This window comes from Shouchella clausii, from assembly GCF_002250115.1.
Taxonomy (GTDB): Bacteria; Bacillota; Bacilli; order Bacillales; family Bacillaceae_D; genus Shouchella; species Shouchella clausii.
In genome coordinates, this window is the sequence record NZ_CP019985.1 from 1213224 (window position 1) to 1226607 (window position 13384).

A 13384-nucleotide genomic window follows, 5' to 3' on the forward strand; every position below is an offset into this window, starting at 1 on the left:
TCCCATAAAAAAACACGAGATCACGTAAAAAATATTTTTGCTGAATATTAAGAAACATATTCCTAAGGAGTGAAACACTCCTTGTCAAATGTGGCGATCAACGAATAGCTGCTCTTGAATGCGGTTTAATCCGTCCTTAATCATTTTGGCTCTTGCTTCGCCGATGCCGTCGACTTCATCAAGCTGGTCTTCCGTAGCAACCATTACGCTTGAGAGATGACCGTATTCGTCAATGACATTTTCAATGATTTGTGAAGGCAACCGTGGGATTCGGTGCAAAATTCGGTATCCACGCGGCGATGCTGGTTGTTCTAGAAAATTGCTTGTTCTTGAATAGCCAAGCGCTTTTATAATCGCTTGTTCGTCGAGCAAGTCTTCGTTTAACAACGTCGTGAGTTCCTTTAGTGTTTTCTTTACGTCCTGCGTCCGCTCTTTAGCGTAATCCTTTAGCAAATAAAGGGCTTCCTGCTCTGTATTGGAAACAAGCTCTTTTAACTGCATCGTGATTAAGCGGCCTTCGTCTCCTAGCTCAAGGATAAAATTTTGGATCTCTTGTTTAATGCGCAGCACCATTTGCACACGGTGAATGACTTGAATCACATCGCTGTAAGTAACAAGCTGTTCAAATTCAAGCGCTCCTAAATTTGTAATTCCTTGGTCTAATACCGCTTTATATTTTTCAAGCGTTTGGATGGCTTGATTGGCTTTCGTCAAAATGACGCCAATGTCTTTTAGCGCGTAACGATATTCCCCTTGGTAGAGAGTGATGACGTTTCGGCGCTGGGAAATGGAAATCGTCAAATTGCCTGTTTGTTTAGCAACCCGTTCAGCAGAACGGTGACGAATCCCTGTTTCGCTCGAGCTTATATTATTATTCGGCACCAACTGCGTATTGGCATATAAAATACGTTTGCCGTCTTCACTCAAAATAATGGCACCGTCCATTTTAGCTAGCTCATACAAATAAGCCGGTGAAAAATCACTATTAATAAAGAAACCGCCGTCCACAATATTCATCATTTCGCTGTTGTAGCCAAGGACGATCAGCCCTCCTGTTTTAGCGCGGAGTACATTGTCAATCCCAGCCCTAAGCGGCGTGCCTGGCGCTACTAACTTTAATAAGTTTTGGATAAATGCAGTTCGATTCCGTTCTTCCATCCATTTTTACCTCCCTAAAACAACTTCAATCGCTTGTTCGAGCGTCTGCACGCCAATCACTTCGATGCCTGCTGGCGCAGTCCAGCCGCCTTTGTTTTTTTCAGGTATGATGACACGTTTAAAGCCTAGTTTCGCGGCTTCATTAACGCGTTGGTCAATTCTAGAGACGCGGCGGATTTCCCCCGTCAACCCTACTTCGCCAATCGCTACATCCATCGGTTCTGTTGGCTGGTCTCGGAAACTTGAAGCAATGCTAAGAGCAATCGCCAAATCGATCGCTGGTTCGTCTAACTTTACGCCTCCAGCTACTTTTAAATAAGCATCTTGGTTTTGCAAGAGCATGCCCGCCCGCTTTTCCAAGACGGCCATTAAAAGAGAGACACGGTTATGGTCAAGCCCTGTGGCCATTCTGCGAGGATTGCCAAAACCCATAGGCGAAATGAGCGCTTGTAATTCTACGAGAACAGGCCTTGTGCCTTCCATGGAAGCGACAACGACAGAGCCAGCTGCTCCTTGAGAACGTTCTTCCAAAAAGATTTCCGATGGGTTTTTCACTTCCTCTAAGCCAAGCTGTTTCATTTCAAAGATGCCCATTTCATTGGTGGAGCCAAATCGGTTTTTCACTGCACGCAATATGCGGTAACTGTGGTGCCGCTCTCCTTCAAAATAGAGAACAGAGTCAACCATATGCTCGAGCAGCTTTGGACCGGCAATGGAGCCTTGCTTTGTAACATGGCCGACAATAAATACTGCCACTCCCTTTGTTTTTGCGACACGCATAAACGCAGCCGTGCATTCCCGCACTTGAGCAACGCTTCCTGGAGCAGACGTAATCTCGTCCTGGTAAACGGTTTGGATCGAATCAATAATGACCAAAGACGGCTGGACTTCATCTATAGCCCCTTCAATTAAAGCAATGTCTGTTTCTGCTAATACGTATAGCTGCTCTGATGCTAATTCAAGGCGGTCAGCCCTTAATTTCGTTTGTTTAACTGATTCTTCTCCAGAAATATAGAGTACTCGTTCGTTTGCGTTTGCCAGCTTCGCTGATAATTGTAAGAGCAACGTTGATTTTCCGATACCCGGATCGCCGCCAACTAAAACGAGTGAACCTGGAACGATTCCCCCGCCAAGGACACGGTCCAGTTCTGCCATTGTCGTGCTAACACGCGGTTCCTTTTCTCCTTGCACCGCCGTAATCGGTTGCGGCTTTTGCCGTGTACCGCTGGAAGTTACATAGCTACGGTTTTTTTGTTTTTCAAGGATGTTTCTTTCTTCTACCATTGTGTTCCAGCTTTGGCAACCAGGGCATTTGCCCATCCATTTTGCCGATTCATAGCCGCACTCTTGGCAGACAAACTTCGTTTTTTGTTTCGCCATGTATCCCATTCCCCCGTTTGGATTCACTACATGTAGTGTACCAAAAAGCAAAAAGAAACGCTTGGTTTTTAAGAAAAGCTCCATGAAATCGTGTCACTGAGTGCAAAAAAACAAAGTGAAATTAACACAGGAGTAAATGAACAAGAGGTGCAGATTGTCTGCATAGGTGAGGCGAAAAACAACTAGGCGAGGACGCCAACTGTTCTTTTTTAAAAGAACCGGAGGTTGTGCCTCCGGTTCTCCACATTAGGAAATGCTTGATTTTTCTTTTCCTTCTACCATAAGCTTGCCATCTTTCACATAAATAACCGCTTTTTGGCCTTTGACAATCGTGCCTTTTAACAGTTCCTCTGACAAACGGTCTTCTACTTCTTTTTGCAAAGCCCGACGTAATGGGCGTGCCCCGTATTCTGGATCAAAACCGATATCAGTGATTTTATCCTTTGCTTCTTCTGTCAGCTCAAAGTCTATGCCTTGCTCTGAAAGTCGCTCTTTCAGTTGGTCGGCCATCATTGTAATAATTTTGCGCACATGCTTTTTCTCAAGAGAGTGGAACACAATAATTTCGTCTATACGGTTTAAAAATTCTGGGCGGAAGCTGTTTTTCAGTTCAGACATGACACGGTCTTTCATGTCTTTGTACTCTTGCCCTTCCGATTCAATCGTAAAGCCGAGATACTTGTTGCGTTTAAGCTGGGAAGCACCCACATTGGATGTCATGATGACGGCTGTATTACGGAAATCGACAGTCCGTCCTTTTGAATCCGTTAAACGCCCATCTTCCAATACTTGCAAAAGCAAGTTAAATACATCTGGGTGCGCCTTTTCGATTTCATCAAGCAGTATAACAGAGTATGGCTTTCTACGGATTTTTTCCGTTAATTGCCCACCCTCTTCGTGGCCGACATAACCTGGAGGTGAGCCAACTAGCCGGCTTGTTGCATGTTTTTCCATATACTCAGACATGTCAATCCGAATGACAGCATCTTCATCGCCAAATAACGTTTCTGCTACAGCCCGGGCAAGCTCAGTTTTACCAACACCAGTTGGACCAAGGAAAATAAATGATCCTATTGGCCGCTTTGGATCTTTTAATCCAGCGCGGGCACGGCGAATCGCTTTCGAAATGGATTTAACAGCTTCTTCTTGGCCAACGACACGCTCATGGAGAATCTCTTCCATTTTCAACAAGCGTTCCGTTTCCTCTTCCGCTAGTTTGGAAACAGGAATTCCTGTCCAGCTAGAAACAACTTGGGCAATATCCTCAACCAATACTTCCGTGTTTTCTTGACCTTGCTTTTTCTTCCACTCATTTTTCATTTCTTCCAGCTCTTCGCGCAACCGTTGTTCGGTATCACGTAAGGAAGCGGCCTTTTCAAATTCTTGGCTTTGGACAGAAGCGTCTTTTTCTTTTCTTGTTTCTTCAAGCTTCGCCTCTAACTCTTTTAAATTTGGCGGAGCCGTGTAAGAACGAAGACGGACTTTTGAAGCTGCTTCGTCAATTAAGTCAATCGCTTTATCTGGCAAAAAACGGTCCGAAATATAACGGTCAGACAGCTTTACTGCTTCTTCCACAGCCTCGTCCGTAATGGTCACACGGTGATGGGCTTCATAGCGATCACGCAAACCATAAAGGATTTGGATCGATTCATCAATCGTTGGCTCGTCAACTTGAATTGGTTGGAATCGGCGTTCCAATGCCGCATCTTTTTCAATATACTTGCGGTATTCATCTAGTGTCGTAGCGCCAATGCATTGAAGTTCCCCTCTAGCCAAGGACGGTTTCAAAATATTAGAAGCATCAATTGCTCCTTCGGCGCCTCCCGCGCCAATTAATGTATGCAATTCGTCAATAAACAAAATCACGTTGCCTGCTTGGCGAATTTCGTCCATCACTTTTTTCAGCCGATCTTCGAATTCACCGCGGTATTTTGTCCCAGCAACAACAGTCCCCATGTCGAGTGTCATCACTCGCTTATTGCGCAATGTTTCTGGCACTTCATTGGCAACAATGCTTTGGGCAAGCCCTTCGGCAATTGCCGTTTTTCCGACACCGGGCTCTCCAATTAATACTGGGTTGTTTTTCGTACGGCGGCTAAGCACTTGAATGACTCGTTCTATTTCACGGCTACGTCCGATAACTGGGTCAAGTGTTTCCTCCCTAGCAATCGCTGTTAAATCACGGGCAAGGCTATCCAATGTCGGCGTATTGGCATTAGTTGCCGCACCGTTTGATTGTGACGAGCTTCCTCCTTCATTGCTTCCAAGCAACTGCAATACTTGCTGTCTCGCTTTATTTAAGCTGACCCCTAAATTGTTAAGGACTCGTGCTGCTACTCCTTCTCCTTCGCGAATGAGGCCAAGCAATATATGTTCGGTTCCAACGTATGAATGGCCGAGCTTTCTTGCTTCATCCATAGACAGCTCAATCACTTTCTTTGCTCTTGGCGTATAATGAGGCGTACTATGAATGCTTTTTTGCCCTTCTTGCCCTTTTCCCACTAGGGTTTCTACTTCTTTTTGCAATTTTTCGGAGCCAAGTCCAAGCTGTTGCAGAGCTTTCGCTGCAATCCCTTCACCCTCGCGGATTAGTCCGAGCAATATATGTTCAGTGCCAATATTATGGTGGCTTAAACGAATTGCCTCTTCTTGCGATAGCGCTAATACTTTCTGGGCTCGTTCAGTAAACCGTCCAAAAATCATTCCATCCACCTCCAAATTATTCAATCAGCTGTTTCATGTTCTAGTTTTAAGCGTTCACGAATTAAAGCTGCCCGTCTCTCATCGCGTTGCTCTGGAGTGAGAACGGTTTTCGCGTATTGTTGCAGGAAACCTGGTTGTGTCAAAATCATTAGTTCATCTAGAATTTTCCCTGCCGTGTTTTCAATAAAACCTAGATCGATTCCTAAGCGCACATCAGACAACCTTCTCGTCGCTTCTTTGGAATCAATAATATAGCTGTTCGCTAAAATCCCGTAAGACCTAAAAACACGGTCTTTAAGTTCTAGCTTTGAATGCTGTAAAAGCGAATCTCGGGCAACACGCTCTTGCCGTATCAATTGCTTTACTACGCCTTGTAAATCATCGACAATATCCTGTTCCGTTTTTCCAAGCGTTATTTGATTAGAAATTTGAAATAGGTTACCTAAAGCTTCGCTGCCTTCCCCATAAATTCCTCTTACAACTAAGCCCAATTGGTTAATTGCCGGCAAAATTCGTTGCAGTTGCCGGGTCATCGCTAATGCAGGTAGATGAATCATTACGGAAGCACGCATGCCCGTTCCCACATTCGTTGGGCAGCTAGTCAAATAACCGTACTGGCTGTCATAGGCATAAGTTAAATGCGATTCAATCCAATCGTCTACCGCATTAGCGGCCTGCAAACAATTTTCAAGTTCAAATCCAGCACTTAAACTTTGGATGCGAATATGGTCCTCTTCATTAATCATAATGCTGAGAGATTCATCGCCGCTTAAAAGCACCATGCCATACTTTGATTGCTCAGCCAAATGAGGACTTATCAAATGCTTTTCGACAAGCATCCGTTTATCATTTGTGCGCATATCTTCCATAGCCAACATTTCAGCTTTACCTAAGGCGTCACCTTGCGTTCCTCCTAAGGCATCTTTTACATGTTTTGCAACTGCGTATGCTTCTTCCTTAGAAGAGAGCATCGGAAATGTAAAAGCACTCATATTTCTTGCTAACCTTATTCGGCTACTAAGTACAATATCCGCATCCGAACCATCTTTTTTCATCCAAGGGCTAATAGCATTTTTCAGAAAACGATCCAAGCTCACAGCTCCTACTCGCCTCCTTCCATTTGCTCTTTCAATTTTTTAATTTCATCACGCAATTCGGCCGCTTCTTCAAATTCTTCTTTTTGAATATGCCTATCTAATAGCGCTTTGAGCTCTAATAGCCGTTTTTCAATTTTGAGGGACTTGCCAATCCTTTTTGGAATTTTTCCTTTGTGAGTGTCATTGCCAGCATGCACTCTTTTAAACACCGAACTTAATTGAGGACCAAACGCTTTGTAGCAATGGGCACAGCCGAAACGACCAATGTGAAGGAATTTTTCATAACTCATCCCACAATTCGGGCACCTATGCTTTTGTTCGGCTGTTTCTCTCGTTTGTTCGGCTCCCATGTTAAACAAGCCTGAGAATAAATGGTGTATGGAAAAGCTATCGGTCCCTGGAATGGACTCGCCTTTCTCACGTGCACATTGATCACATAGGTGCATTTCATGTTTTTGGCCATTTATAATTTTAGTAAAATGAAGAGTTGCTTGCCGTTCTTTACATTCTTGGCAGACCATTTTTCACCCCTCCTTCTACGTTTCGTTTTCTTTGTATTTAAGCGTCTCAATCATTGCCTTCAGCACATTCGCTCTAATCTCATCCCTATGGGCAACTGTTGATTTATAATGGGCACGATCTAATGCGCTCATCATCAAATTAGCTTCCCGTCTTGTAATGGCTTCCTCTTCATACAAACGAAATACAATGTTTTGCGCCGTTTGCTGGTCTATTTTATTTCCGATAAGCTGACACATGTGCTCAAATAAAGCAATGTCTTCATGGGATTCAACTTTCGTTATACGAATATAGCCTCCGCCGCCCCTTTTGCTTTCGACAATATAGCCTTTTTCCAAAGTAAAGCGGGTGCTGATGACGTAATTGATTTGAGACGGGACACATTGAAATTGCTTAGCCAACTCACTACGTTTAATTTCTAATAGCTCATTGCCGCTTCGCATTAATGTTGTCTTTAAGTATTGTTCAATCAAATCACTAATATTGCGCATTCCACCAACCCCTTTCCGCCATTGACTTTGACTATATTTGACTTTTGTTGGTTTAATTATAGCTAGTTTTATAAAAAACTTCAACCAGTAACTCTTTTTTATTATCGCCAAGGATTGGGGTTCTAGACGTGGTTCCGTCTATTTATAGGATATTTTCTTCTGTTTTTAATGGTGCATCTTTTGGCCCTTGTCCTAAGGAAAATTTTGATTCATGTCTTTTTGTTTTACGAAAATGATCCCTACTGGCTCCGGAATCATTTCCTACGGGGATGCTGGGCATGGGGCTTTTTCTAGGAAGTCTTTCAGGTAGTCTTACGAAAATGATCCCTGCGTCTCGCAGGAGGGCACGGTGTTTTTTCGATGAAGCCTTTTCATGGAGCCTATTTATAAGAGCCTATATCTGTATGCTCCTATAAGCATTTAACTCTGCTTCTTGGAAGCAGCACTCTTTTGCTTCCTGCCCATAACAAAAAAGACACCTATTCAGGTGTCTTTAGTATTTGCCCGGCAACGTCCTGGCTCCGGGATCTTTTCCTACGGGGATGCTGGCACGGGGCTTTTCCTAGGATGTTTTTCATGTTGTTTTACGAAAATGATCCCTACTGGCTCCGGGATTATTTCCTACGGGGATGTGGGGCATGGGGCTTTTTCAATGATGCTTTTCACGCTGTTTTACGAAAATGATCCCTACGTCTCACAGGAGGGAACGTGGCTTTTCCAGTGAAGCCTATTCACGTAGTTTTTTTATAGGAGCTTATCTCCATATACTCTTAATAACCATTTAACTCTGCTTCTTCGAAGCAGTACTCTTTTGCTTCCTGCATATAACAAAAAAGACACCTTTTCAGGTGTCTTTGCTTAGCCCGGCAACGTCCTACTCTCACAGGAGGAAGCCTCCAACTACCATCGGCGCAAAAGAGCTTAACGGCCGTGTTCGGCATGGGAACGGGTGTGACCTCTTTGCCATTGTCACCGGACTCTACTTCAGATAAGCTTCGGATTTCTTCGAGCACTCCGGCCCTCGAATTCCTGCTTGTCTTCGTAGTTTTTTTATCTTCAGAGTGATCTGAAGGGTATGGAAAGAATCGGTGATTCTTTCAAAACTAAATCCGAAATAGACTCAATTGTCAAGAATGTGTATAGGATAAGTCCTCGACCGATTAGTATCAGTCCGCTCCACGTGTCGCCACGCTTCCACTTCTGACCTATCAACCTCATCATCTCTAAGGGGTCTTACTGGCTTACGCCATGGGAAATCTCATCTTGAGGGGGGCTTCATGCTTAGATGCTTTCAGCACTTATCCCGTCCATACGTAGCTACCCAGCGATGCTCCTGGCGGAACAACTGGTACACCAGCGGTATGTCCATCCCGGTCCTCTCGTACTAAGGACAGCTCCTCTCAAATTTCCTACGCCCGCGACGGATAGGGACCGAACTGTCTCACGACGTTCTGAACCCAGCTCGCGTGCCGCTTTAATGGGCGAACAGCCCAACCCTTGGGACCTACTTCAGCCCCAGGATGCGACGAGCCGACATCGAGGTGCCAAACCTCCCCGTCGATGTGGACTCTTGGGGGAGATAAGCCTGTTATCCCCAGGGTAGCTTTTATCCGTTGAGCGACGGCCCTTCCATACGGCACCGCCGGATCACTAAGCCCGACTTTCGTCCCTGCTCGACTTGTAGGTCTCGCAGTCAAGCTCCCTTCTGCCTTTGCACTCTACGAATGATTTCCAACCATTCTGAGGGAACCTTTGGGCGCCTCCGTTACTGTTTAGGAGGCGACCGCCCCAGTCAAACTGCCCACCTGACAATGTCCCTGGCCCGGATCACGGGTCGAGGTTAGAATGCCAGCACCATCAGGGTAGTATCCCACCGACGCCTCCACCGAAGCTAGCGCTCCGGTTTCCAAGGCTCCTACCTATCCTGTACAGATGATACCAACACTCACTATCAAGCTACAGTAAAGCTCCATGGGGTCTTTCCGTCCTGTCGCGGGTAACCTGCATCTTCACAGGTACTATAATTTCACCGGGTCTCTCGTTGAGACAGTATCCAAGTCGTTGCACCATTCGTGCGGGTCGGAACTTACCCGACAAGGAATTTCGCTACCTTAGGACCGTTATAGTTACGGCCGCCGTTTACTGGGGCTTCAATTCAGAGCTTCTCCCGTGAGGGATGACCCTTCCTCTTAACCTTCCAGCACCGGGCAGGTGTCAGCCCCTATACTTCGCCTTACGGCTTCGCAGAGACCTGTGTTTTTGCTAAACAGTCGCTTGGATCCTTTCACTGCGGCTCTCTCGGGCGGTTAACCCTACTAGAGCACCCCTTCTCCCGAAGTTACGGGGTCATTTTGCCGAGTTCCTTAACGAGAGTTCTCCCGAGCGTCTTAGAATTCTCTTCTCGCCTACCTGTGTCGGTTTGCGGTACGGGCACCTGTATTCTCACTAGAGGCTTTTCTCGGCAGCGGAGGATCAGGGATTTCGGACCCGAAGGTCCTTCACGGTCACAGCTCAGCCTTACGGAACACGGATTTGCCTATGTTCCAGCCTCGCATGCTTCGACGCGCACAGCCAGCGGCGCGCTCACCCTACCTTTCTGCGTCCCCCCATCGTTCAAACGAATACGAGGTGGTACAGGAATATCAACCTGTTGTCCATCGCCTACGCCTTTCGGCCTCGGCTTAGGTCCCGACTAACCCTGAGCGGACGAGCCTTCCTCAGGAAACCTTGGGCTTTCGACGGATAGGATTCTCACCTATCTTTTCGCTACTCATACCGGCATTCTCACTTCCAAGCACTCCACCAGTCCTCACGATCTGGCTTCGCTGTCCTTGGAACGCTCCCCTACCCAATCCCATACGGGATTGCCATAGCTTCGGTGATACGTTTAGCCCCGGTACATTTTCGGCGCAGAGTCACTCGACCAGTGAGCTATTACGCACTCTTTCAATGATGGCTGCTTCTAAGCCAACATCCTGGTTGTCTGGGCAACTCCACATCCTTTTCCACTTAACGTATACTTGGGGACCTTAGCTGATGGTCTGGGCTGTTTCCCTCTTGACTACGGATCTTAGCACTCGCAGTCTGACTCCCGAGTTAAAGTCATTGGCATTCGGAGTTTGACTGAATTCGGTAATCCTGTGGGGACCCCTCGTCCAATCAGTGCTCTACCTCCAAGACTCATCACTCGAGGCTAGCCCTAAAGCTATTTCGGGGAGAACCAGCTATTTCCGAGTTCGATTGGCATTTCACCCCTACCCACACCTCATCCCCGCAATTTTCAACTTGCGTGGGTTCGGGCCTCCAGTCGGTGTTACCCGACCTTCACCCTGGACATGGGTAGATCACCCGGTTTCGGGTCTACGGCATCGTACTAAAGGCGCCCTATTCAGACTCGCTTTCGCTGCGGCTCCGCTTCATCAGCTTAACCTTGCACGATACCGTAACTCGCCGGTTCATTCTACAAAAGGCACGCCATCACCCGTTAACGGGCTCTGACTAGTTGTAGGCACACGGTTTCAGGATCTCTTTCACTCCCCTTCCGGGGTGCTTTTCACCTTTCCCTCACGGTACTGGTTCACTATCGGTCACTAGGGAGTATTTAGCCTTGGGAGATGGTCCTCCCGGATTCCGACGGGGTTTCACGTGTCCCGCCGTACTCAGGATCCACTCTGGAGGAAACGAAGTTTCAGCTACAGGGCTGTTACCTTCTTCGGCCTGCCTTTCCAGACAGTTCACCTACTCCGTTTCTTGATCACTCCGTATTGAGTGTCCTACAACCCCAAGAGGCAAGCCTCTTGGTTTGGGCTGTTTCCGTTTCGCTCGCCGCTACTCAGGAAATCGCATTTGCTTTCTCTTCCTCCGGGTACTTAGATGTTTCAGTTCCCCGGGTCTGCCTCTCGACATCCTATGTGTTCAGATGCCAGTACCATCCCATTACGGATGGTGGGTTCCCCCATTCGGAAATCTCCGGATCGAAGCTTACTTACAGCTCCCCGAAGCCTATCGCGGTTCGTCGCGTCCTTCATCGGCTCCTAGTGCCAAGGCATTCACCGTGCGCCCTTTCTAACTTATCCTTTTTCACGTCAGATAACCGTCGCATCTCTTCGTCTGGTTCATGCTTCTCAGTCGGTCACGTAGGCAACTACGCTCCCTCCTTCGAACATTTCCCATCCTCGACCTGCTTGGTTCTCTTTGTGAAATGAAAAAAATACATAAAAAGGTATGCATTGAATTCTTGACGTCTCGTTCAAACAGTTTTACAACCGATGAACAAAGATCAATTTGAGTTATTTCTGGATTTAGTTTTCAAAGAACCTGAGAGTAAGTCCTCTCAAAACTGACCAAAAGCACAAGCGTCAAACAACGTAAGTTGTTTGTCGACTAGAGTAAAAACTCCATAGAAAGGAGGTGATCCAGCCGCACCTTCCGATACGGCTACCTTGTTACGACTTCACCCCAATCATTTGTCCCACCTTAGGCGGCTGGCTCCAAAAGGTTGCCTCACCGACTTCGGGTGTTACAAACTCTCGTGGTGTGACGGGCGGTGTGTACAAGACCCGGGAACGTATTCACCGCGGCATGCTGATCCGCGATTACTAGCAATTCCGGCTTCATGCAGGCGAGTTGCAGCCTGCAATCCGAACTGAGAATGGCTTTATGGGATTGGCTTCACCTCGCGGTTTCGCTGCCCTTTGTACCATCCATTGTAGCACGTGTGTAGCCCAGGTCATAAGGGGCATGATGATTTGACGTCATCCCCACCTTCCTCCGGTTTGTCACCGGCAGTCACCTTAGAGTGCCCAACTGAATGCTGGCAACTAAGATCAAGGGTTGCGCTCGTTGCGGGACTTAACCCAACATCTCACGACACGAGCTGACGACAACCATGCACCACCTGTCACTTTGCCCCCGAAGGGGAAGCCCAATCTCTTGGGTGGTCAAAGGATGTCAAGACCTGGTAAGGTTCTTCGCGTTGCTTCGAATTAAACCACATGCTCCACTGCTTGTGCGGGTCCCCGTCAATTCCTTTGAGTTTCAGCCTTGCGGCCGTACTCCCCAGGCGGAGTGCTTAATGTGTTAACTTCGGCACTACGGGCATCGAAACCCCTAACACCTAGCACTCATCGTTTACGGCGTGGACTACCAGGGTATCTAATCCTGTTTGCTCCCCACGCTTTCGCGCCTCAGCGTCAGTTACAGACCAGAGAGTCGCCTTCGCCACTGGTGTTCCTCCACATCTCTACGCATTTCACCGCTACACGTGGAATTCCACTCTCCTCTTCTGCACTCAAGCTCCCCAGTTTCCAATGGCCGCTCGGGGTTGAGCCCCGAGATTTCACATCAGACTTAAGAAGCCGCCTGCGCGCGCTTTACGCCCAATAATTCCGGACAACGCTTGCCACCTACGTATTACCGCGGCTGCTGGCACGTAGTTAGCCGTGGCTTTCTGGTGAGGTACCGTCAAGGTACCGCCCTATTCGAACGGTACCGCTTCTTCCCTCACAACAGAGCTTTACGACCCGAAGGCCTTCCTCACTCACGCGGCGTTGCTCCGTCAGACTTTCGTCCATTGCGGAAGATTCCCTACTGCTGCCTCCCGTAGGAGTCTGGGCCGTGTCTCAGTCCCAGTGTGGCCGATCACCCTCTCAGGTCGGCTACGCATCGTTGCCTTGGTAAGCCGTTACCTTACCAACTAGCTAATGCGCCGCGGGCCCATCCCTTAGTGATAGCCGAAGCCATCTTTCACCCTCTCTCCAGGTGGAGAAAGGGATTATCCGGTATTAGCTCCGGTTTCCCGGAGTTATCCCAGTCTAAGGGGCAGGTTGCCCACGTGTTACTCACCCGTCCGCCGCTAACGTCAAAGGAGCAAGCTCCTTATCTGTCCGCTCGACTTGCATGTATTAGGCACGCCGCCAGCGTTCGTCCTGAGCCAGGATCAAACTCTCCGTTAAAAAGTTCGATTAGCTCATTGCACAACCGAAGTTGTGGCTCACTATCATTGACGAGATACCTTGTATCTCTTTTACGCTTGGC

The 13384-nt window shown here is 47.4% G+C and carries 6 protein-coding genes and 3 rRNA genes; all 9 read right to left on the reverse strand.

Translation table 11 applies throughout. The features are described 5' to 3' along the window. Positions 1-84: 84 nt before the first annotated feature. The 9 genes from disA to BC8716_RS05900 all read right to left on the reverse strand — a co-directional run bounded on the left by disA (position 85) and on the right by BC8716_RS05900 (position 13302). Positions 85-1158 (reverse strand): DNA integrity scanning diadenylate cyclase DisA, encoded by a 1074-nt coding sequence (gene disA, locus BC8716_RS05860; RefSeq protein ID WP_011244987.1) that lies wholly within the window; start codon positions 1156-1158, stop codon positions 85-87. Positions 1159-1164: 6 nt separating this feature from the next. Next, positions 1165-2538 carry a DNA repair protein RadA gene (radA, locus tag BC8716_RS05865; protein WP_094424312.1) on the reverse strand — a complete coding sequence of 458 codons (1374 nt, stop codon included), beginning with the start codon at positions 2536-2538 and terminating at the stop codon, positions 1165-1167. 246 nt (positions 2539-2784) lie between these two features. Continuing rightward, positions 2785-5241, reverse strand: coding sequence for an ATP-dependent protease ATP-binding subunit ClpC (gene clpC / locus BC8716_RS05870; protein WP_094424313.1), 2457 nt, complete (start codon positions 5239-5241; stop codon positions 2785-2787). Between the two features lie 20 nt (positions 5242-5261). After that, positions 5262-6338, reverse strand: coding sequence for a protein-arginine kinase McsB (mcsB, locus tag BC8716_RS05875; protein WP_094424314.1), 1077 nt, complete (start codon positions 6336-6338; stop codon positions 5262-5264). A 5-nt stretch (positions 6339-6343) separates the two neighbouring features. Next, positions 6344-6859 (reverse strand): protein-arginine kinase activator protein McsA, encoded by a 516-nt coding sequence (mcsA, locus tag BC8716_RS05880; RefSeq protein WP_094424315.1) that lies wholly within the window; start codon positions 6857-6859, stop codon positions 6344-6346. A gap of 15 nt (positions 6860-6874) precedes the next feature. Further along, positions 6875-7348 (reverse strand): CtsR family transcriptional regulator, encoded by a 474-nt coding sequence (locus BC8716_RS05885; protein ID WP_035202211.1) that lies wholly within the window; start codon positions 7346-7348, stop codon positions 6875-6877. A gap of 861 nt (positions 7349-8209) precedes the next feature. Further along, a 5S ribosomal RNA gene (gene rrf, locus BC8716_RS05890) occupies positions 8210-8325 on the reverse strand. A gap of 163 nt (positions 8326-8488) precedes the next feature. Next, a 23S ribosomal RNA gene (locus BC8716_RS05895) occupies positions 8489-11424 on the reverse strand. A 327-nt stretch (positions 11425-11751) separates the two neighbouring features. Continuing rightward, positions 11752-13302, reverse strand: a 16S ribosomal RNA gene (locus tag BC8716_RS05900). Together the 16S, 23S and 5S rRNA genes form the textbook arrangement of a ribosomal RNA operon. Between the last annotated feature and the right edge of the window lie 82 nt (positions 13303-13384).